Source organism: Roseovarius sp. MBR-78, from assembly GCF_040547535.1.
In the GTDB taxonomy this organism is placed as follows: domain Bacteria; phylum Pseudomonadota; class Alphaproteobacteria; order Rhodobacterales; family Rhodobacteraceae; genus Roseovarius.
Genome location: NZ_JBEPPX010000016.1, coordinates 1 through 21,203, shown reverse-complemented (window position 1 = coordinate 21,203; position 21,203 = coordinate 1). Strand labels below are relative to the sequence as shown.

The window sequence follows — 21,203 nt, the reverse complement described above, 5'->3', positions numbered from 1 at the left end:
ATCTGGCCGCCTCCGGACCAGATGGCTGGATGCGCAGCGGGGCCGTTAGGGTCGGGTCTTCGGGATCGACCAACCGTCGCCGGTGGTCCCGCCGAGGCACACTGCCTCCCTACTTCGGTTGCGCGCGACCGGCAGCTTCGTCAGGTCGCCGCGTGCGATCTGACCGCCGGACCCGGCATCCCTGGAACAGGGATTGAGCCGCCCCAAGATCGTCCTGGGGCGGCCCATCCTCGTCAGAGGATTCAGTCCTGGGAATCTTTCGCGCTCGGCGGGAACATCACCAGCTCCGAGACCGCGACGGGGAAGTCGAGCTTGAGGCTGAAGAACTCCGAGCCGTCCCCGTTGCGGGTGTTGCGGAACATCGCACCCACGCGCTGGAAGCGGGTGCGCTCCTGGCCATCGGTGTCGGTGAACTTGACGGGGACGGTGGCGACGTAGTGGTTGGTCATTTGGGTTACTCCTTGTTGCGATGGGGATCTGCCAGCACGGGGGCAAGAGACCCAGCCGCAAGTGCAAATGCGGAGGGTCCGCGGCTCCGCCGTGGAAGCCGTATTTGTGCTTGCCGAAGCGTCAGCGGAGGGCACGATTGGGCCGACCCCGTGCGATCCACATGCATAGCAAAGAGGAGTGATCCGGATGACCCCTGCCATCACGCCGCCGCCACCATCCGCGTCCGCGTCTCGCAGATCATGGCCGGGGTGCTGACGAAGCCCGCCGGCGTGGGTGCGATGTTCCGCCCCCCCCCCCCAGGGCCGTGCTGGTCTTCAGCCTCAAGGGATGCGTATCGAGCCCCGGCGTCTTGAGCTGCTGGCGATGCGCGTGAGGTGCGCACCATCCTCAGCACGAACCGATGCGGATGGGCCGCACTGTGACGGACCGGGTGGAGGGATGACGGTGCTGGCCGCCGCGAGCTGCCGATTACGCGTGACCGACCGCACGCGCTCCGTGAGACATGACGAAAGGGCCGCGCCAAGCGCGACCCCCTCTCTTCAATCCTACGACGTCTTCTTCGCCGGGTCCGCAACCCGCATGACCGTCAGGCCCTTCGCTTCCGCCTTCTGCCCGAGGTTCAGTGCGACACCGTTGCCACCGAAGAGCACAACCCCCGTCGCTGCGAACTTGTCGTCCAGCATCTCGTCGTTGCACTTGAACGGTGCCGCACGCCCATGTGCGGACCAGCGCGGATCGAAGCGCGCCTGCGCGACCCCGCGAGCCCGGGCCCACCGGGCCGCGATCATCTCGGCCCCGTGCTTGCCACCCTTGTGGCAGAGGAAGATCTCCTGGTTGCGGTTCTGTTTGATCCGCTCGCGAACCTTGTCGAGCGTGTTGAAGATCACATCGACATCGGTCCAGTCGGTGGCGCCCGAGACGATCAGGGGCACCCCCGCGACTTTCGACTTCGCGGCGGTCTCGCGGTCGTGCTGCTCGAGGAGCTGCCGCGCCTCGAAGACCGCCCCGGTCTCTTGCGCCCGGACGCTGGCGCGCGACCCGGATGCCGGGATAAAGGCATGGCCAGTCTCGATCTCGTAGCATTCCGCCGCCGCCTCGCTCATCACCTCGATGGCGCTGACGATCTCGCGCAGCTGCAGGAAGCGCGCCTGCGCCTCCTCAATGGCGGTCTCGGCGATCTCCGATCCGTCGTGGGATTTTGCCAGCGCGCCGATCTTGTCGGCGGTGCGGTCGACCTCCTTGCCAAGCGCCACCTTCCGGCGCTGCAGGATCGTGGCGAGCCCATGGGCCAGCGGTTCGATTTCCGCTTCAAGCCCGGTCCCGCGCAGCTGACCGAGCAGAGCCTCGAAGCTCTCGCGGATGATGTGGTCGGTCAGGACGTGATCCTCCGGGATCGGCAGTTGCGCGTCCTTCTCGGTCAGTCCGAAAAGCTCGATGGTCTCGTAGGTGTTTGCGGTGTCGTAAGCCATGTTCTTATCTCCAGTGTTCGGTTCCAAGGCCACCACGTGAGTGTGGGGGCATGGCCGAATGCCTGGTTTCCGAATCTGCCCGGGTCAGGGACGGCGCAGCCGCCGGCTTGCCGGGCGCAAAAGTTTTCCGAGCGCAACACCGAACACATAAGCGACCTCACGCACGGCACCGCACCGCGCCACAGGCCCCTCCCTCGCCGAAAAGTTTTGCGATCCTTGACGCGGGCTGATTCGGGGGCCATCCGGAGGATATGCTTCCGCACTCATGTGTGTGTGTTTTGACGGTAGGTTTGCCCGACCCGAGCAGGCAAACGGACCGACCGGACGCGGGAGACGAATGGAGCGGCGGGATCGTTTTGCCCCGCAAAACAGACCAGAGCGCAATCCGGCGGAGCGGCCGGGGAGGGGCGTGCTCGCGAGGCGGGCAAACCGGGATGCCGGGTGCAACGCCGCGCTGAGGCCGCATGGCCGAATGCGCGACGGACCGAAGGGCCGTTCTCCCCTGCGACACGCAAAGCCGAGCAGGGGAGGCCGCAAGGCTTACGCCCGGGTTGACGTGCAGGCGGTTACGCATCAATCCAGCCAGATGTGATCTACGCCAGCACTCGGCACATCGGGCGGTGAAGAAACTCTCGCTGCGATGGCACGGTGATTGCGTAAAAAAAACTGGGTGCCGACATTTGGATCGCCCCGCCTCTGGTCGGCACGCTGCGACGCAGCATGATGGCTGTGAGCCCACTATTAACGATGCCGCGAGGCGCGTGATTGGCGGCTTTTGCGACTGGTCTCAAGCTACCAGTTCGATGGCGAACGTCATATCCCGACCATCGCTAGGCCCGCGTAGAGCATGACGCCAACAATCATCGTAGCAATGACGTGATTGGTCAGGACTGCCGCTCCCAATGCCGCGCCAGCAGCAATCCACGTCTGCACGGGCTGACCGGCCAACGATGCAGCAACCAGACTGACGACAATCAAGCCTGGAAGTTCATCGAGCACCCACGCATGACGCGAGGCGCGGATACGCCCTCCTGCGATCAGTCCGACAACACGAATTGAGAACGCCGCAATGGCGAGAACGCCGATGACAGCCCAGTGCGCGCCGGTCATGCATCCACCCTTTCTGTTCGACGACGGGTAGCCAAGACCACCAGTCCGCACACTGTTCCGGCGACGATCGCATACGCCTTGGGCAGACCCAGCGATACAACGGCGACGGTCGCGACGGCGGCAACGATCCAAGGCAGCATTTGCGACTGTCCGCGCCAAAGGCCCCGTGCCATCGCAATGAACGCCGCCGTGAAAGCAAAACCCAAACCGAACCTTTCAAGATCGGGCAGCACCGCTCCAACCACAGCGCCTGCGGTTGTCGAAGCTGTCCAGACGCTGATCATCACAAAGCCCGATCCCAGAAGGAACTGCGCACCAATGTCAGGAGATTTAGCGCGTTCTGCCATCGTCAGTGCCCAGTTTTCGTCACCAGTGATGTGGATCGCCAAGAGCTTGGCCCGCAGCGACAGCCCTGCCAGCACTTCTGATAGGGACGCGACGATGCCGATGTAACGCAAATTCAGCGCCGCGCCTGCCAAGGCAGCGCCGATCACCGCTTGCGTCGTGGCAAACTGTTCCACCGCGACGATTTGCGAAGAACCGGCGTGGACCGAAGCGCTCATCAATCCGATTCCCCACCATGGGAATCCGACCTGAGCGGCCAGCAGACCGAAGGCAAAGCCATAGACAGCGGCTCCGAGAGCGAGGGGAAGGATAGCAAAAGCACCGTGTTTCATACTGGAGTCAATAGATCATGGACTTGATGCGATATACATCCAATAATACGTCAGGGTGATGGCGTTACGTCACAATTTTACAGAAACAGGGCGTAGACGATCATGGATGCGACAGACCGTAAACTTCTCGACCACCTTCAGAAGAATGCGAAATCCCCCGTTCAAGCGCTCGCAGATGCCACCGGCATTTCGACGGCTTCCGTCCAACGACGCATGCGAGCACTGCGCGAAGCGGGTGTGATCAAACGCGAAGTGGCCATCCTTGACCCGAAACCCCTGGGACTGGGCATCACCGCCATCGTGGCGGTAGAGCTGGAACGGGACCGGCTCGATCAAATTGACGCATTCAAGCGCAAAGCGCGAGAAGATCGGCAGGTGACGCATTTCTATTGCATCGCTGGCGAATCCGACTTCATCCTCGTCGTGATGGCGAACGATATCGCAGGCTACGAGGCCTTCACGCATCGGTTTTTCTTTGCCGACAAAAATGTTCGAAAGTTTCGCACGTCCATCGTGGTCTCAACCGAGAAGGCGACATCGGAGTTACCGATCTGACAACAGCCATTGACGCGACCGCAGCGAATACTCGCTTTGTCCCCGCACAGCTGCCACTCTCCAGCCGAAACTGCTGCAACATGAATGAATGACCGGTCTCTTGTAGCTCCAGCTCAACGCGCGACCGTGAAGCCATTGGCAGCAATAGGCGTCACCCGTCATCTTTGATCCACACGGGACGACGGGCCGCACGTGCTATTTGTTCTTTCAATTCGCCGTCTCCGACGCGCGCCCAGAAACCTGATTTGCGGGGATGTGCTGTTTTGAGCTTCGCAAGATAGGTTGCATGGTCGACCATTCCACTTGGGCGGCTTGAGTCTGCTTCGCTCGCGAGCAGGGTCAGTTTCCCGAGATATTTTGCGCCATGCCCATAGGCCTTGGAGCGTGCACGGTCGAGGATGTTGTCCAGAAGGGCCCGATAGAGAATTGTTGCCACAACCGGATGATCATGTTCCAGGAGGCCGGCAACTTTGGGCAAGATGTGCCAGTCCCCGCCATCCCAGCGGTGCGGGTGCGCGGCGATCAGCTTTGCGGCCAAATCAAGTCGCGGCCAATCGAGGAAGAATTGCAGCGCCATTTCGGGTTCTGCACTTTCCAGCGCAAGGGCATGGGCGCGGTCTTCGGCCTCGATATCCTCGAAATCCGGCAGTTGTTTGAGGTAGTCCCGCAGAATGTCAGCGGACAGGCGCGATTCAAAACAGCGCCAGCGGAGGGCCTGCGCGGCTTGTTTGTCCCCGGTCGCGTCCAGGATGCGCGCCTCAAGACTGACGCGATCTGGTGACAGGCCATCATCGACTTTGCCAAAGGTCCGCTGCCCGGGCTTGCGCACCCATTCCAGCGCCTCGGCGCTGCGGCCAGCCTCCAACAGCCGCGCCGCGATCGCCAGAGTATCCTGCATATGCGGCTTCTTCTTGAGCTCCAGCGCGATGAGTAGATCGAGATCCCCGCGCGCCAAAGCGAGGATCTGGCGCATCTTGGCCCATTGAGAGGTCATGGAGTAAAACCAGCCATCCGATTTGCGCGCCGCCTCTTCGGTCTGCCGTTCGGCGATAGCGTCTTTCAGATCGCCGTCCCATCGCCCCAAGCTGTCTTGCGGCAGATGTGGCGCCACAGCCTCGGTCACGTCCGCCAGATAGCCATGCGTGCTTTCGCCAAGGGCGGTCATGATCTTCTCGGGCAGCGCGTCTGCTTCTTGCGGGGTCAGGCTCGGGGCCAAATCGCCGGTCGCAGCGATTGCCTGATAATAGGCGTCCTGAACACGGCCCGAGGAATCGTCGACACGTTCGAACACCTGTTCATGGGTGGCGATGAAGCGCAGCAGCCGATCTATCGCCAGGGCCGGAGCAGCGGGGCCAAGCTCGGACGTGATCGTATCGGTGAGGCTGTGCAGATCATCGGCAAAGGCGCGCGCCTTGTCCCATTCGATGAAACTCTTTGCCCGCGCCAGCCCGGACAGCCGCCGGTCAATCAGCTTGGCAATGGCCTCAGGCCCGGATTTTCCGGCCAAAGCCGCCTTGACCTGCCGCCGGAACCCCGCATTGCGCTCAGCCTCGTCCAGCACCAGCTGCGCGAGCTTCTCAACGCCAAGACCTTTCAGCTTGTCAGTAGATAGTGCAGGTTCGCGGGCCATGGGCAGGTCTCAATCTTTAACGCTTGCCTCAATATGTGTCTTGGTCAGATCGTGGATGCAAGTATCGGGTCCATTCTCACCTACATGTTGCGGCACGACCAAAGGCCCCGCGGGACCGACCCAAGTGGTTCACGACCTCACACACCCAGCGAATGACGGATTTTATAAACCTGCGTTGCGGTATTACAGGAGTTGGGTGGGGGGCAGATCTGGCCCAGTTTGCCACCTCGCTTTCGCCAAAGACCGATGGCGCGATCTCCAATCCAGATTAACGCAAAAAAGGGGAACCGTGATCCCACGGCTCCCCTTTCGGTTCAGATCGTCTCCTCTCGCGCGCTGATCAGGCAACCAGCGACAGCCCCGCGCCCTGCGACTGCTCACCGCTGTCGATGAACGGGATGATCGAGAAGGTCTGCCCGCCGCGCTGTTCTTCGTTCTGCACGGCGTTCACGCGCAGGTCGCCATCGGGCGTGTTGATCAGCAGCGACAGGTAGTCATTGCCCGTGCGGCTGCTTTTCGCCATCCAGGCTGAGCCGACGCGGATCGGCGTGTCCCGGGGCGAGCTGACCTCGATCCGGTAGTCCGGGTGGGTCTCCTCGGTCTTGTAGCTGTTCTCGATCAACATGAACTCCAGATCGAACAACATGTTGGCGATGTAGCCGGTGAAGGCGTTGTCGGCGTCCATGGCGGTCAGCTCGCCCGAGATCGAGCCGGATTTCATCAGGCCGTTCGAGACCAGCGGGATGATCTCGAACTCCCCGCTTTGGGTCGCGCGCGCTTCTTTCGTCTGCACCGCGTTGACCCGGAACGGACCCAAGCCGACATCGATCTGCATCGAGATGTAGGGGTTGCCGCTGGTATTGCCGGTCTCGTTCCAGGCCGTGCCGATGCGCACCTTGCGGCCTGATTTGTTGACTGCCGTCACGTCAAAATCCGGGCTGCGTTCGGACATCTTCGCCCGCGCCTCCAACTGGATGGCGATGTCAAAGCGCGTCGAGTGGATCATGCCGGTGTACTCGGCGGCTGCGGTCTCGACATTGCGGGTGAGGGTTCCTGCGAACATGGGATGGTTCCTTTTGGATTGGCCGGTGCCTGACGTTCTTGCCAAAGCATCCGGGATTGCTTTCTCGACCCCTCTTGGGATCACAAATCAGAAAGCGCGCTTTTCTTTCAGCCCTGCCCACGGGTCAGAGCTGCCGTCCGAGTGGGAATGCCCCCGCGCCTCCGGGTGCTACGCCCCTCCCCTGCCCCTGTCATCTTGATAAGTGGCCCGGGTTTTCCTCGTGGTCCTCCACCGGACCCGCGATGAAGAACTCCGCCGCTTTCCCGTTCAACCGTTGCCCTTCCCGGTCGGTCAAACCGATGCAGCTGCCGTTCGGCAGATAGGTGATGAGGTACTGACCGAGCCGGTCCTTGTGGACAACGTAGCCTGTATTGGCCCAGTGCACGGTCTGGCCGGCATCGACGGCCGCCTTGATGTCTTCGAGTGTCATGGGGGTCTTTCTCAAGAAGAGTGGTGTGAAACGACGCAAGAAGCCCGGTCGTCCAACCGGGTTTCCATGCAGCATTTGTTTGGCAAAGAGCCGGGAGCTGTCAGGCGGTTTGGGTGGGTCGCATCGCGCGCGCCGCCATCCAATCTTTCAGGCCGAGAACCGTTCTTCCGGCCACGATCTCGGAGGCCCAGGCAACCCTTGGGTCGCCGCAGGGCTCGGAGCCGACATGCCGGTCGATGTGGCCATTGGCCATCCATGGCTCGGGCTGTATCCGTCGCAGCCAGTCCGCCAAGCTCGGGATACGGCCCTGGCAGTCTTCACGGATATGCTGCTCGCCGATCCAGCGTACGGGGATGTCGCGACCCGCGCTATTGGTCAGGGTCAGGCCGAAGACACGTTCGGCCTCGAACAGGCCTTGCGAATGGTGGCGCATGGCTCGGTGCGTGAAAAGCGCGAGGTGCTCTTTCGATGCGTCAAACCAGTCGTGTATGGACTGATAGTCAGACGGCACCCCGCCGAATTTCCGGGCAGAGCTTTCGGCATGATGAAGCGGATGCGCCATCTCACAGCCCCTCGTCATAGCTGTGCGAGCATTCGACATAGCGGTCGGCATGATCCAAGGTGATGCTATCGCCCGTGATGTCCCAGGTCAGCGTGCCATAGCCGCCTTCGTTGTTCTCGAACCCCGGGTGATGGTGATAGGCGAGCGACCAGGCGAAATCGCCCACCGCGGTGATAAGCGGTTCCAGCAGTTGGACCTCTGCAGGCTGCACCGTCACATCTTCGACATTGCCGGAGTCGCCATAGCCTTCGTATTCGGCAGTGACCTCGCTGATGCCAAGCGCGCGCAATTGCGCGATCAGCTCCGCTCGGGTCGATTTCAGGGCGGTTTCGCGCTCCGCGCGCCACTGAGCCGCCAGTGCGGCATAGTCGATCTGGGGATTGGTCATGGGTCTGTCCTCTTATCTGAAATTGGGGGGGCCGGGCGTGGCACTGGTCAGCGCGCGCCCGGAAAGCGCAGACCGGCCAAATCCCGATCCGCGACGCCCGACCCAAAGCCCGCTTTGACTTTTCAGGCGGCTTGTTCTGCCGTCGTAGCTGCTCGCTGCCCGACGATCCGGGCCAGAATGCGGCCCGTGTCGATCCCGTCTCCATGCGGCAGGAACACCCGCAGCTGGAAGGCGATGATCTCGGTGAAGCAGCCGAGGGCCTTGAGGCCGTCGATCATGCCCTTGTCCGCGCCGCTAAGCTCGAGACGCATCTCGCCTGCGACGCGGCGACGGGTCAGCGTCAGACCCCGGCCCAGATCGACAGGCGCGGTGGTGCCAATCGCGGCGGTCAGCATCTCTTGCGGTGTCCCCGGCTTAGAGACGAGGAAGCGGGCGCGCAGCGCGGCCGCTCCTTCCTCGCTGAGCGTGCGTCCGATCATGGCGGTCGCCCCGTCGGGCGTGACCCGGTAGATGCGCTCATTGGTGGTCGGAATGTCCTTCCAGATCGGCAGCAAGAGCCCGGTCAGCAGGTAGAGCTTGGTCGTGGTGGTTTTTGGCAAGGACGCAGCTTCGGCATCCCAAAGCCGTTCGAACTCAGGCCTTCCGATATCTTCCCAGGCTGAGGACTCGAACCGCGTCTCCTCCAGATAGCTGGACCCGTTTGGCCGCACCGCCTTGCGCATCAGCGTGACGATGTCCTCGTCATACATCTGCATGGGCCGCGCCGAGATGAGCGCCGCGCGACCGGAGGCGCGATTGACCATCGGTAGTTTGTCGGGATTGCGCGCGAGGGCGTCATCTGCCGACAGCACATGGACCGGGTCGGTGACCTCCAGCCCGATGATCCGCGTCACGGCGCCAGATTTCGGGCAGGTCCAGAGATCCTCGATGGAGACCTGTTCGATCCTTTCGCCGCGCAGGGTTTCCACGCCGAGATCGAGCGTACCCGCCGCGCGCGCCCGTTCCGTCTGATCGGCGATCCGCCTCATGAACTCCGCAAAGAGCGCGTTCTGCATGTGGATGGGCAGCGCCAGCAACCGGTTGAGAAACCGCTGGATCGGCGGCAGTTCTTCGAGCAGCACCCCGTCCTTGTCGATCAGCCGCAGTGCTGTCCAATCGGTGAAGCTCTCATAGCTCATCGCCTCGGCGCGCCCGGCGGCAAGATCGGCGAAATACCCGCGCAGCGCGGCCCGCGCGATCGGGCTTTCGAGATTATCCTCCTCACGGAACATTCCCTGCGAGCCGGTCTCGCGCTGGCCCTTGGTCAGGGCCCCCAGCTGGTCGAGGCGTTTGGCTATAGTCGAGGTGAAGCGTTTCTCACCATGCACATCCGAGGTGCAGACCCGAAAGAAGGGCGCGCTGACCTGAGCCGAGCGATGCGTGCGGCCCAGCCCCTGGATGGCCGCATCGGCGCGCCAGCCGGGCTCCAGCAGGTAGTGCCGCCGCCGCTTTTGGTTCTTTGCCGTTTGCGCCGCATGATAGGACCGGCCCGTGCCACCCGCATCCGAGAAGATCAGGATATCCTTCTCGCCGTCCATGAAGGCCTGGGTATCAGAGGAATTGCTGCTGGCGGCGCGCTTCTCGATGAAGAGATGGCCGTCCTCAGCCTTGAGGGGTCGGATAGATCGGCCCGTGACTTCTGCCACACCCTCGTCGCCAAAGGCCCAGAGGATCTGGTCGAGCGCAGAGGGGATCGGGGCGAGCGTCATCAACTCCATCATGGCCGCATCACGCAGGGCGAGCGCCTCGCGCGAGACAACGAGCGCCCCGGTCTCATCCCGTAAAGGTTCGGCCACCATATTGCCGTCGATCTCCACGAGCTTTTGCGCGTGGATCGGGAAGGCCTGTTCCAGATAGCCCACTACGAAGTCGCGCGGCGTCAAGGCCCCCTCAACGAGCTCGTCGTCGGGGTCCATCATTTCAAGCCGGCGTTTCAGCAGGCTCTCACCCGTCGAGACCACCTGGATGACGCAAGCTTTGCATGCCGCCAGATCGTCCTCGATGGCGCGGATGATGGTCGGGGCTTTCATGCCCATCAGGAGATGGTTGAAGAAGCGCTGTTTCGTGCTCTCGAAGCGGGACTTGGCCGAGGCGCGTGCGGCCGAGGCATTAGTCTCTCCCGAGGCGTCGTTGACGCCGGTCGCTGTCAGCGCGGCCTCGAGATTGTGGTGGATCGTCCGAAACGAAGCCGCGTATGCGTCGTAGATCTCGATCTGGGACGAAGTGAGCGCGTGTTCGAGCACGTCATACTCCACGCCATCAAAGCTGAGGGCGCGCGCCGTGTAGAGGCCGAGCGTCTTAAGATCACGCGCGACCACCTCCATAGCAGCGACACCACCCGCCTCCATCGCCGAGACAAAACTCTCGCGGTTCGGGAAGGGGTATTCGGGTCCCTGCCCCCAGAGACCAAGACGCGCGGCATAGGCAAGGTTGTGGACGCTCGTGGCGCCCGTGGCCGAGATGTAGAAGACGCGGGCACGCGGTGCGGCCAGTTGCAGCCGCAGGCCCGCAAGGCCCTGCTGGGAGGGTTTGACCCCCCTGCCCTGCTCGGACCCCGTCGCATTCTGCATGGCATGGGCTTCATCAAAAGCGAGGACGCCGTCGAAATCTTCGCCCATCCAGTCGAGGATCTGGCTCAGCCGCGTGGTGCCGCATTTGCCCGCGGACCGCAGCGTGGCGTAGGTGACGAAGAGGATACCGTCGCCCATCGGGATGGGCTGGTCCGGTTTCCATTTGGAGAGCGGCTGAATGTCGGCGGGCGAGCCGCCGAGATCGGTCCAGTCGCGGATCGCGTCCTCGATGAGCGTCGCGGATTTGGAGACCCAGATCGCCTTCCTGCGGCCGGCCAGCCAGTTCACCAGGATGAGCCCGGCGCATTCGCGCCCCTTGCCGCAGCCGGTGCCGTCACCGAGGAAGTAGCCGAGGCGATAAGCATTGGCGTCCGGGTCATCATCGGCACGGGTGAGCTTGGTCTGGTCGTCGTCGATGGTGAACCGCCCCGGCAGGTCACGCCCATGGGCATCATGGGCCATGATGATGGTCTCGAGCTGAGCCTCGGAGAGATGCCCATCCTCGATCAGCCTGGCAGGCAGGCGCAATTCCGCACTGGCCGCGCCAGTGGGCACGGGCGGCGCGACCGAGGCCATGGCGATGCTTTCGACCAGCGGCGTAGGATGTTCTTGCGCGCCGGCGATCTCGATCCGCTGTGGGCGGTAGCGCGCATAGATGTCCGAGACGGGCGTGTTGTCGCGCGGGACATCGAAGCTTGTGAAGCTGAGCGGACGGACGGCATTGGCCCGGGGTTTGGAGGCGGCAACAGGCGCAGCGACGGTCTTGCGCGGGGCAGATGGTGGACCGACCGGCCGCGCGTGAGGGCGTGCTGCCGCCCTTTGTGCGGGGCGTGCCTCAGGCCGGGTCGCGGCCACGGCGTCGACAAGAGGAAGGGCTTCCTCCAGATCCTGCACACTGGCCCGGATGAACGGGCCATCCTCCTGCACCTTGTCGAAGACCATCAGCTGGGTTTCCACAGTTGTGCCGAGCTTGCGGTAGACCTGCCCTGGCATCGTGAGGGCCAGGCGCGGCGTGAGCAGGCCGCAGGCGCGGGACCAATGCGCGCCATCACTTTCCGGGCTGAACCCCGGTGGCATGATCGCTACCAGCCGTCCACCCGGTGCCAGGCGCTTGGCAGCCGCGATGAGATGCTTGGCGGCGATGTGCTTGTCCCGGGAGCGATCGACCGAGGAAGCGAAGGGCGGGTTCATCACCACCGCGTCGGGCAGAACCGGCGTCTGCAGCAGATCATCGATATGCTCGCCGTCATGGCCTGTGACCTCTCCGCCGAAGAGCGCGCGCAGGAGGCGCTGACGAAAGGGGTCGATCTCGTTGAGCAAAAGCGTGGCACCGGCCCGGGCGACGAAAGCGGCCAGGGCACCGGTGCCCGCCGAGGGCTCCAGCACGGTCTCGCCTTTGCGAATGGCTGCCGCCCGCACCGCCAGGGCCGCGAATGCCAGCGGCGTGGAAAACTGCTGCAGCCGGATTTGCTGCTCCGAGCGGCGGGTTTCCGTCAGGAGCCGAGATCCGAGTAGTTTTGCGGTGGCGATGTCACCTGCCGCGCCGTCCCCACGCAGCAGCACTTGGATGGCAGCGGCCTGCATCACGTCATAGGCCATCCGCCAGTCCCAGGCACCGCCGGCATCGCTGCCATGAAACGTCTCGCGCATGATACGCGCGAGCGCTGAGCTGCGCAGGGGTTGGTGGTCGACCTCCGCGCCGATCTGCGCGAGGGCAGCGGCGAGGGTAGCGTCGGAGATTGAGAGAGCCGTGTTTGCCTGATTGGGCTTGGTCATGGGGGTTTTCCTTTGGATCAGGGCCTGAGTTCCAAAGGACAAAAAGCCCGCTTTCGCTTTTCCGAACGCCGCCCGGAAAATACCGACTGGGATCGGTCAACGCGGATCGCTCAAGTCCGGCGGACCACCAAGGCGGTCAGATCGCATCAGCCTTCGCGGCAAGCTCCCGTAGCCAAGCAGCAAAGGCGTCTTCACCAAACCGATCAGAGGCAAGGCCTTCCATCATCCGCACCCCCACCCCAGGATCGGGCCGCAGAAACACGCCGTTGAGCCGTAAGAAGGTAAAGGCTGCCACGAAAGCGGTGCGCTTGTTGCCATCGACAAAGGCATGCGCCTTGGCAATGCCATAGGCATAGGCCGCCGCGATGGCGAACGCATCCACGTTCTCATAGACGGCGCGGTTCTGCGCACGCGCACATCCCATTTCCAGAAGGGCCGGATCGCGGGTCCCTGCCGCACCACCATGGCGCGCGATCTGACGATCATGGACAACGTGCAAGGCGGCCAGCGGAACCCAGACCCAATCGCTCATGCAAGGGCTTGCAGCAGATCGCGGTTCTCATCCATGACGATCTCTGCCGCCGCCAAGGCCGCCTGCAGTTCGGGGTTTTCCGTCATCAGCTTCAGCCCGCCGTCATCTGTGCGCACCGCATAGAGGGTATCCCCTTCCTTGGCATCGAGCAGCGCAAGCATCTCGGTGCTGAGCGTCATGACGGCGGAGTTGCCGACTTTGCGGATTTTGGCTTCGATCATGACAGGCCTCGCAGGGTTATACGGATGTATATACGTGGCGCGTGCTTGCTGTCAAGAACGGCCCCGGCGCTTCGCGTCAATCAACGCCTGCGCGGCCTGCATCGCTTGCGTATGAGGTGTCGCGGCGCGCGCATCATCCAGCGCATCCTGCACCTGCGCGCGAAACCACGCTTCATACGAATTGACTTCAGCGGCCACGGAAACGCCCCTCGAAACAGAGGTGCTGCCCATCCTTTTCCGTCTCATTCATCGCGCTTTCTCCGACCCTATTGTCAGCCGATGCTACATTTTCCAGCGTGGCACCGTAAACGACAATGCCATAGGGTCACAGCAAGCTGGTCCACTTACCGATCGGGCACCGCTTCAAGGGACGTCTCGAACCGTTTGTCTGCCGCCGCAGCTTCTTTCAAGAGCGCGTCGAAATTGTCAGGTGGGTTGCCATCTTCCAGCATCCCTTTGAACGTCGCATAGGCATCCGTCTTGCTGCCATAGGCGCGCAGGGTCTTGTCGTCGTTCACCCATGCCACCACGATGATCTTCGCATCGCTGTTGAACCGGTAAAACAGCCGATACTGCTGGAAGAATTTCGCCCGGAACCAGTGCTTGCGGCTATCGCCGAGTGTGCCGCCTTGCCGGAAGGCGGCGGCACCCGGATCTGCCGGTATGGCCTCGGTGACCAGCTTGAAGATGGCGGCCAGCCGTTTCGTGGAATTTTTCTTGTGCCAGGTTTTGGGATCGCGTGCCTTACGCGCCTCGACCTCCAGGGTCAGCCCTTCGAGCTGGTCCAGAAAAAGCGGATGCGCATAAATCGACCATCCGTTTACGACAAGGGGCGCTTGGGAGGGCACGCTATCGCCGCTCATTCATCCTCGAGCGATAGCGGCGCATCGAGATCGACGTCAACGTCTCCGACCAGTGCTGCAAGGCGGTCATGTAAAGCCCCATCGAACGCCCGAATGCGGTCCGGATGCGCCTTGATATCGGCCTCGACAAAATCGAGAAAGGCGCCGAGCACGGGATCTTCCTCGTCGCTGCGCACGGGCTCGATATAGACCCTGCCACTCGGCTCGGTGCAGTAGCGAATCTGGTCGCCCTTGCCCAGCTTGAGCTGCTTGCGCACACCCGCCGGCACGGTCGTCTGATACCGATCCGTGAGCTTCGAGACATCTTGTGCAAGCGCTGTCATGGCCGTCTCCTGAAAGAATGGGAGTCTTTGCTGCCTTCGATAGGTAATGCATTTGCATTGCCTTGTCAACCCAAGCCGCAGGATCTGCTGTCGCCGGGCAGGTCGATCAACCGTCCGGCGCAGCACCTAATCTCGCCCCGCGAAATACTCCGCCAGCACCGGGCTGGCAGCACTCTTTGCGGAGCTGAGCAGCTCCGAGCCGGCAAGCGAGGGCTTCGACAGGCGTACGAGCCCGCCGGTTTCCTCGATGCGGTAGCAGCGGCGTTTTTGCCGCCCCCGCCTGTAGTGCGTCGCGGTGACGATCTGGCAGGTGCTGCCATCGGTGAGCGTCAGCGGTGCTGCGAGCTTGATCTTGTCGCCTTCCTCGTAGTCCGGAATCGCGGCCCAGTCCCGGCAGCGCTGGCGCCAGTCCTGGGCGTAGCTGCCTTCGTCTTTCAGGTCGGAGAGGAGCTTGATCAGCCCAAGGGGAGCGCGAGACTCGTTCGGGCCAGCGCTTTCCTCCATGTCCTTGTAGCCCCAGCACCCGTCATCGTATCGGGTGAGGAAGACGGCACCGAAGGTGATCGAGCCGTCCGCATCTGTGACATAGGTCGCATCCTCGACAGCGGTGCCGTCGCGGTTGGTGACCCTTGCCGCCGCATACCAGGTGGAGCCGACCTTGCAGGCCTTGACCAGTTCGGTTTTGCGCGTGTCGCCATGACAGGTGCAGAGCCGGGTGATTTCCGCTTTTTCGTCCGCGTAGGTCTGCACGCGGCCGTCGGTGTAGAAGAGCCAACCCATTTCAGAGTCCTTTCTATCGTTGGGGAAAATTATTGTCGCCAATGTCCTGAGAGGGCCGCTGGCCCGGCAGGGTTTGGCGATGCTTGTTTGAGAAAGGGCGCGTTACGCCGCCCTCCGGTCATCGATTTCCATCAGCGCATCGAGCGGCACGCGATAGGGCTGCATCGCATCGAAATCCTCGCAATTGCCGCAGTTCTGCACGATCGCGAAGGTGTCGCAGGCATCCTTGAGGATGACCCGGAAGGTGCAGCCAAGGCCCGAAGGCACCTCGTAGGTCCCGCCGATGAGATAATCCGAGGCCCGGCGCACAAAGACGCGGATGCTGTGGCCATCGGTGGCGAGCCGGATGGCCCCCCGCCCCCGGTCGATGAGCACCTGCACATCGTCGAGAATGTCGGTGTAGAACTGGCCCGTCAGATCGCGAAACGCCATGCGGCGCTGCGCCATCCAGTCGGTGTCGCGAAACGGGTTCATGCCGTCGGCAAAAGCGAAGGATGGATCGGCCTGCTCGGTCGTAACAATACGGGTGGTCGTGCCATCGATGCCGTTTGAGCGCAGATGCACACCATTGCCGACGATGAGGATCAGGGCGGGCCTGTCCACGGGCCCGTTCCAGTTGGGCAGGAAGGTTTTGCAGGCGCGCGCATGTGCGATTTGCGCCGCAACAGCGGACGCAGAGAACTTGAGAATAGCCATGGGGATGTCTTTCCGTTTGGTGTGGGAGGGTCGACCCGCGCGGGCGGCATGGCCAACGCGCGGGTCGCGTGATGCCTCAGGCCGCTTGCGCGACCTCGCCGTCAGGTTCCGGGGTTTCCGCGATCGGCGCTGTCTCATCGCTGGCGACACCGGCGGTCTGCATCATCGGCGGGCACCAGGCGGCCACGGCAGCGCGCTGCGCGTCCGTGAGCGTGGCGAAAGGCTCGGCAAAGAGCTTGTCGCAGAAGGCGACGATCTCTTTCTTGCTCGACGAGGCCAGCGTCACCGCCTCCTGGGCCAGACCCAGATCCTCGCCGAGGATCTTCAGGAGCCAGGCCTTCTTGAAGCGGTTGAAGAGCGCCGCGTTCGGCGTCCAGTGGGCGCGAATGTCGGGCATGATCTCGATCTCGAACGCATGCATCAGGCTGTCGCGCTGGCGGTCCCGCGCGAAGCAGGACTGCGTGGTGCTGGCCGTGGCGTAGGCGACGAGTTTGGCCTTCTCGCCTGCCTCCAGCGCGCGAAACGCCGCGAACTGATCGGCGGGCGCACGGGTGTCATCGAGCCAGGACAGATCAAGCACATCATGCGCCGCCGCCACCTGCTCGAGCGAGGTCTCGTCGATCTCGTCCATCTTGGCGTGGCTGCGGTATTCCTTGCGAGCATCAATCTTGATCGCCTGCGTGACACTCATTCCGCTGGCCAGAACGTCGCTCACCAGCTTGAAGAGCGTCAGATCGAGCGTGGCCTCCGGATGCAGCGCCATCGCAGCCCCGAGCGCCATGGCCCGCTCGGTCTTGAGGTCTTCGGCCAGTGAGGCCGGATAGGTGATTTCGCCGGCGTCCGGGGCCTCCTCCCCGGTCGGGTTGGCCGAGGCGCCGCGCGCGCCCTCCTCTTTGACGGTGTCTTCCGGGCGCACGAGGCCCACATGGAGCGTGATCTGCCCACCCTGCCACGACGCGATCACGCCTGCACGGGAGAGGTCCTCGGCGCTATAGGCCTCCTGCAGGTCGCGGGCTTCCTCTTCCAGAGCGTCAACGCGCTCGTAAAGCGCGTTGTAGGCACCGTCCTCGAGCCCCTCATCCTCCATCTCGAGCTGCAATTTCTCAAGCTCGGCGCTGATCTCATCGATGCGCTTCTGGGCAGCCTCATCGGGCTCGATCGAGCCGGGATAGACGCGGCCGTAGTCGGCCATGGTCGCGTAATCATAGCGGACCATCGCATCGGCCCAGGCAAAGCCCAGCCTCATACGGGCCTCTTCGGCAGCGGCACCGAGCTTCTCGAGCAAGATGGTCTCGACCAGCGCCGCATCCTCGAGCACGGAATGCTCTTCCAGAAGGTCAGCCGCGACAGCACCGCCGCGTTCCTCGTAGTCCGCGCGCACGAAAGCCCCGATATCATCGCTGACCTGCACCCCGCGGGATTTGAGCGCCTGTCGGACGGTATAGGCCTGCAGATAGCCGCCGTCTTTCGTGAGCGCCTCGAAAACCTCGCGCTGCGCCTCCTGGCTCGGGTGCTCGGCGAAGGCCTTCATCGTGTCGAGCGTGATCACCTTGGCCCGGGCCGCGGTGCGGATCTCGGGGTGGATCAGGCCATAGCGCAACCGGCCTTTCACGGCGGCGACGGTCGTGCCGAATGTCTTCGCGATGGTCTCGGGCGTCTGGCCGTCGACCTCCATCATCCGGGCGAAGGCCTCGAACTCGTCGATGGCATTCATCGGGGCTTGCGTGATGTTCTCAGCAAGCGACAGCGCCGTGGTGACGTCGCACTCCTCAGGCACAAGGCGGCAGTCCACCTTGGTTTTCGCCGTGAACCCCTTGGCGGCCTTGTCGGCGGCCAGCTCCTTCAGCGCGGCATGGCGTCGGCCACCGGCAAGCACGGCGTATTTTCCGTCGAGTTTCTGGACCAGGAGCGGCTGGAGCAGGCCCAGCACGGCGATGCTGGCCTTCAGATGCGCGATGTTCTCGGGGTCATAAGTTTCCGGCGAGTTGCTGCGCACATTGGCGGGATGCGGGACCAGATCGCCGATCGCGACGGTAAGGGGAGCAAAGCTTGTGGTCATGGGATGTCCTTCTCGGTGGGTGAGATGCGGCCCGCGCGCTCGCGCGTGACCAATCCCCGGCTTCGGGGATCACAAAGACAGAAGGCCCACTCTCCCTTTGAGGGGTCAGTGGGCCTTCATCGCCTGGGGTGTCAGGAGGGGGTGTCCCCTGCCCTTCTACCAATCGCGCGCCAGCATGATGGTCAGCACGCGCATGGTGGTGGCGGGATTGTCCGGGGCTTCAGCCCCGTAACGGAAGTCGGAATCCGCTTCATAGAGATCGATCTTCCAGAACACGGTCTCGCCCCGGATCTCGACCGCCCCGAAATCGTGCCATCCCTCGGGATCATTCTCAGGCTCGAATGTGGCAAACTCACCGGTGGCCTTCACCGCCTCGGCCATAAAACCGTCCCCGGCCTCCATGAGCGAGCGGGTGACATGCATGCGGCCCTGGATGGGCTGCGCGGGCGGCACCCCGAGGCAGGCAAGCTTGCGGAACGCGTCGTTCTGCGCCGCGATCACACTCGGATCCGGCCGGTCTGGCTGGTGTCGTGCGGTACTGGTCATGGGTCTGTCCTTTGAGAAGTTGAAACACCCTTCCCAAAGCCCGCTTGCACTTTTCCGCTTGGCGGATAGAGCCAGACAGAACCAACACGTACCGCGCTACTTCAGAAGTCCGCTGTTCGGACATTGCTGCCGATGGCGACTTTTGAGCAAGAAACGGGTCGCGTGATCTGACTCGAACTGACACCTTCATTTCCGAGCAACAGCCCAAAGGGCCAAGTCGGAGGACTGTCTGTGTCATTATCGCTTTCTACCCATCACCAAATGACCGCGTTGGAATGGACCATGCTGCTGGCGCTCGCCACTGTCTGGGGCGGGTCATTTTTCTTCAACGCCATAGCCGTGCAGGAACTGCCTGTCTTCACCGTGGTGGTGTCCCGCGTCGCGCTGGCCGCCATTATCCTGCTGATGATTATGCGGCTGCGCGGCGAACGATTGCCCCGTGATCGACGAGTCTGGGTAGCCTTCTTGGGCATGGGATTTCTGAACAACGTGATCCCGTTTTCGCTGATTGTCTGGGGACAGCAGCATATCGCTTCGGGTATCGCCTCGATCCTGAATGCCTCGACACCGCTGTTCACAGTCGTTTTCGCGCACATTCTGACAAGCGATGAGCGCATGACGAGGGGTAAATTCACAGGTGTGCTGGTTGGCTTTGCCGGGGTTGCGGTGATGATTGGTATGGATGCGCTGCGCGAGTTGGGAACAGGCATCGTCGCGCAGTTGCTTTGCCTTGGCGGCGCGATTTCCTATGCCTTTGCTGGCATTTACGGACGCAGGTTCCGGACCATGGGTATTAGCCCGATGAGCACAGCGACCGGTCAAGTCGTCGCGTCAAGCATGATTTTGTTGCCAATCATGATGTTGGTCGACCAGCCTTGGACGCTTCCGGTCCCGAGCCTGACCGCCATCGGTGCGCTGATTGGCGTGGCCGTGATTTCAACGGCACTGGCCTATGTTCTTTACTTCCGCATCCTCGCCACAGCCGGGGCCACGAACCTGCTGTTGGTGACTTTCCTGATTCCGGTCAGCGCAATACTGCTTGGCACTCTCTTTCTCGGGGAAAGCCTTTTCGCGCGCCATTTTGTGGGCATGGCGCTGATTGGTATCGGTCTGGCAGCGATTGACGGAAGGCTGTGGCGGGCAGCTCGGGACGTAACCATTCATCCAAAAGGAACGCCAAATTGAGCAACGACGAACTGCGCTGGCACGCTATCGAGGTTTGTGACGTGAAGGCGGCAGGAACCTTCGTCTATGGCCGGGATTGTGACGGGATATATCACTCCCCCGTCTGTCGCCACCGCCCAGCAATCCGTGACGGGATCAGGTTCTTCGATACGCCGCAAGCCGCGCAGCGTCAGGGCTTCAAGGCCTGTAACGATTGCTACCCTGATCAAGCTGGTTGGCTGGTCGGAGCCAGCCGTTGGATGTGACGACCGTCCGCTCAGGGCTCGAAGCTGCCTTGCGGCAGTACAGCGACTTTTCCGTCAGGCGGCCTCAGCGCTGCCCCCAGCCCTGCCCGCCTCCGATCTGGCGATCAGGTAGTCGCAGGCGCGCTGCGCATCGGCCGCGTGCCGGAAGATCGCGCCCTTGTCCGACCGAAGAACCCGCAACCAGTTGTGCAGGTAGGCGGCATTCATCTCGAGCGTATGGGCCGTGAAGCCGAGCGTCTGACCCAGGAACACCGAGGTCAATTCCGCGACGATCTCCTCGCGCGCATAGGCGGTATTGCCGAACTTCGAGAGCCCGAAATCGCGGTTCAGCCGATGCGGGGCTTTCGTGGCATGGGCCAGCTCATGGGCCCAGACCCCGTAGAAATTGCGCGGGTCGTGGAATCGCGTGATGGACGGCATGTAAACCTTGTCCACGGGGGGCGAATAGTACGCTTCCGTCCCTGTGAAGACGGTCGTGATGTCGATGGCATCGAAAAATGCCTGCATATGCGGGATGGGCTCGGACGGCGGATGCTCGGGCGTGGGCTCCGGGTCGGGATAGAAGCTGTCGGGCAAGCCCTCGATCTGACAGGCATTGAACACGCGGTAGGATTTCTGAAAGCGGAAGATGCGGGCTTCCTCGGAGCGATCATCGCTCTCCGCGTGGTCATCCTCGCCGCCGGCGTCTTTCCGGCTTTGGCCGTAATAGACGACGACAGAGGATTTTTCGCCCTTGCGAACCTTTGCGTCCAACGCATTGGCCTGCGGCAGCGTCATCCAGAAGGGCGAGCTGTGGCCCGCCATCACGGTGCGCATGGTCAGCAGGAAGTTGTTGACCCCCTGATAGGGCTCACCGCCCACGCGCAGGGGGCGCGAGCTGCCGCCAGCGGTCCAGGGCTTGCGCCACGGCAGGACGCCGCGCTCGATGATGCGGATGATAGAGGTGGTCGCGGAAATTTGGACCAGTTGTTAAGGTGGATCGCATGACGAGAGAGACGATCCATAATGACGAAGAGAAAAATGCATACGCCTGA

General features: G+C 62.7%; 22 protein-coding genes and 1 pseudogene. 3 read left to right on the top strand and 20 right to left on the bottom strand.

The annotated features are described in order from the left end of the window. Positions 1 to 242 precede the first annotated feature (242 nt). The 4 genes from ABIE58_RS13330 to ABIE58_RS13315 all read right to left on the bottom strand — a co-directional run bounded on the left by ABIE58_RS13330 (position 243) and on the right by ABIE58_RS13315 (position 3,706). Positions 243 to 449, bottom strand: a complete 207-nt coding sequence (locus tag ABIE58_RS13330; RefSeq protein ID WP_354545214.1) for a hypothetical protein — start codon at positions 447 to 449, stop codon at positions 243 to 245. A 546-nt stretch (positions 450 to 995) separates the two neighbouring features. Then, positions 996 to 1,919: a DUF2493 domain-containing protein gene (locus ABIE58_RS13325; protein WP_354545213.1), complete on the bottom strand. Its 924-nt coding sequence runs from the start codon at positions 1,917 to 1,919 to the stop codon at positions 996 to 998. Positions 1,920 to 2,732: 813 nt separating this feature from the next. Beyond that, complete coding sequence (locus tag ABIE58_RS13320; protein WP_354545212.1) at positions 2,733 to 3,029, bottom strand: AzlD domain-containing protein; 297 nt, start codon at positions 3,027 to 3,029, stop codon at positions 2,733 to 2,735. Beyond that, positions 3,026 to 3,706, bottom strand: coding sequence for an AzlC family ABC transporter permease (locus ABIE58_RS13315; protein ID WP_354545211.1), 681 nt, complete (start codon positions 3,704 to 3,706; stop codon positions 3,026 to 3,028). Before ABIE58_RS13315 ends, ABIE58_RS13320 begins: the two co-directional genes overlap by 4 nt. 102 nt (positions 3,707 to 3,808) lie before the next feature. Between ABIE58_RS13315 and ABIE58_RS13310 the strand changes: the two genes are divergently transcribed. Beyond that, positions 3,809 to 4,261, top strand: coding sequence for an Lrp/AsnC family transcriptional regulator (locus ABIE58_RS13310; protein ID WP_354545210.1), 453 nt, complete (start codon positions 3,809 to 3,811; stop codon positions 4,259 to 4,261). A 151-nt stretch (positions 4,262 to 4,412) separates the two neighbouring features. Here the strand turns inward: ABIE58_RS13310 and ABIE58_RS13305 are convergent, their stop codons facing one another. From ABIE58_RS13305 to ABIE58_RS13235, 15 genes and pseudogenes are all read right to left on the bottom strand, one after another. Continuing rightward, positions 4,413 to 5,891 carry a DUF6880 family protein gene (locus tag ABIE58_RS13305; RefSeq protein WP_354545209.1) on the bottom strand — a complete coding sequence of 493 codons (1,479 nt, stop codon included), beginning with the start codon at positions 5,889 to 5,891 and terminating at the stop codon, positions 4,413 to 4,415. 340 nt (positions 5,892 to 6,231) lie between these two features. Then, entirely contained in the window at positions 6,232 to 6,954 is a 723-nt protein-coding gene (locus ABIE58_RS13300) for a DUF736 family protein (RefSeq protein ID WP_354545208.1), read from the bottom strand. Positions 6,955 to 7,078: 124 nt separating this feature from the next. After that, positions 7,079 to 7,384 (bottom strand): annotated as a pseudogene (locus tag ABIE58_RS13295) (hypothetical protein). A gap of 100 nt (positions 7,385 to 7,484) precedes the next feature. Beyond that, positions 7,485 to 7,946, bottom strand: a complete 462-nt coding sequence (locus ABIE58_RS13290; RefSeq protein WP_354545207.1) for a DUF6915 family protein — start codon at positions 7,944 to 7,946, stop codon at positions 7,485 to 7,487. Position 7,947: 1 nt separating this feature from the next. Beyond that, positions 7,948 to 8,334: a DUF6878 family protein gene (locus ABIE58_RS13285; RefSeq protein WP_354545206.1), complete on the bottom strand. Its 387-nt coding sequence runs from the start codon at positions 8,332 to 8,334 to the stop codon at positions 7,948 to 7,950. 122 nt (positions 8,335 to 8,456) lie between these two features. Then, positions 8,457 to 12,719: a strawberry notch-like NTP hydrolase domain-containing protein gene (locus tag ABIE58_RS13280; protein WP_354545205.1), complete on the bottom strand. Its 4,263-nt coding sequence runs from the start codon at positions 12,717 to 12,719 to the stop codon at positions 8,457 to 8,459. Positions 12,720 to 12,855: 136 nt separating this feature from the next. Continuing rightward, positions 12,856 to 13,251 (bottom strand): type II toxin-antitoxin system death-on-curing family toxin, encoded by a 396-nt coding sequence (locus ABIE58_RS13275; RefSeq protein ID WP_354545204.1) that lies wholly within the window; start codon positions 13,249 to 13,251, stop codon positions 12,856 to 12,858. Further along, a complete protein-coding gene (locus tag ABIE58_RS13270; RefSeq protein ID WP_108693368.1) occupies positions 13,248 to 13,472 on the bottom strand; it encodes an AbrB/MazE/SpoVT family DNA-binding domain-containing protein in 225 nt (74 codons plus the stop codon). Before ABIE58_RS13270 ends, ABIE58_RS13275 begins: the two co-directional genes overlap by 4 nt. Before the next feature lie 51 nt (positions 13,473 to 13,523). Further along, positions 13,524 to 13,670: an antitoxin PaaA2 family protein gene (locus ABIE58_RS13265; RefSeq protein WP_354545203.1), complete on the bottom strand. Its 147-nt coding sequence runs from the start codon at positions 13,668 to 13,670 to the stop codon at positions 13,524 to 13,526. Between the two features lie 146 nt (positions 13,671 to 13,816). Then, complete coding sequence (locus ABIE58_RS13260) at positions 13,817 to 14,335, bottom strand: type II toxin-antitoxin system YhaV family toxin (RefSeq protein WP_354545202.1); 519 nt, start codon at positions 14,333 to 14,335, stop codon at positions 13,817 to 13,819. Then, a complete protein-coding gene (locus tag ABIE58_RS13255) occupies positions 14,332 to 14,658 on the bottom strand; it encodes a type II toxin-antitoxin system PrlF family antitoxin (protein WP_005668772.1) in 327 nt (108 codons plus the stop codon). The genes ABIE58_RS13260 and ABIE58_RS13255 overlap by 4 nt, the downstream gene beginning before the upstream one ends. Before the next feature lie 126 nt (positions 14,659 to 14,784). Continuing rightward, on the bottom strand, positions 14,785 to 15,438 hold the full coding sequence (locus tag ABIE58_RS13250; RefSeq protein ID WP_354545201.1) for a DUF6927 domain-containing protein: 654 nt from the start codon (positions 15,436 to 15,438) through the stop codon (positions 14,785 to 14,787). A 102-nt stretch (positions 15,439 to 15,540) separates the two neighbouring features. After that, entirely contained in the window at positions 15,541 to 16,134 is a 594-nt protein-coding gene (locus tag ABIE58_RS13245; RefSeq protein WP_354545200.1) for a regulator, read from the bottom strand. Positions 16,135 to 16,210: 76 nt separating this feature from the next. Then, positions 16,211 to 18,193, bottom strand: coding sequence for a ParB/RepB/Spo0J family partition protein (locus tag ABIE58_RS13240; protein ID WP_354545199.1), 1,983 nt, complete (start codon positions 18,191 to 18,193; stop codon positions 16,211 to 16,213). 156 nt (positions 18,194 to 18,349) lie between these two features. After that, positions 18,350 to 18,739, bottom strand: a complete 390-nt coding sequence (locus ABIE58_RS13235) for a DUF3768 domain-containing protein (RefSeq protein WP_354545198.1) — start codon at positions 18,737 to 18,739, stop codon at positions 18,350 to 18,352. A gap of 282 nt (positions 18,740 to 19,021) precedes the next feature. On the opposite strand from ABIE58_RS13235, the gene ABIE58_RS13230 reads away from it, so the two are divergent. Then, on the top strand, positions 19,022 to 19,924 hold the full coding sequence (locus ABIE58_RS13230) for a DMT family transporter (RefSeq protein ID WP_354545197.1): 903 nt from the start codon (positions 19,022 to 19,024) through the stop codon (positions 19,922 to 19,924). Continuing rightward, the gene (locus tag ABIE58_RS13225; protein WP_354545196.1) at positions 19,921 to 20,169 is read left to right on the top strand and encodes an Ada metal-binding domain-containing protein; all 249 of its coding nucleotides are present in this window, start codon (positions 19,921 to 19,923) and stop codon (positions 20,167 to 20,169) included. Before ABIE58_RS13230 ends, ABIE58_RS13225 begins: the two co-directional genes overlap by 4 nt. Before the next feature lie 54 nt (positions 20,170 to 20,223). Here ABIE58_RS13225 and ABIE58_RS13220 read toward each other — a convergent pair whose 3' ends face one another. Further along, the gene (locus ABIE58_RS13220; protein WP_354545283.1) at positions 20,224 to 21,135 is read right to left on the bottom strand and encodes an ArdC family protein; all 912 of its coding nucleotides are present in this window, start codon (positions 21,133 to 21,135) and stop codon (positions 20,224 to 20,226) included. Between the last annotated feature and the right edge of the window lie 68 nt (positions 21,136 to 21,203).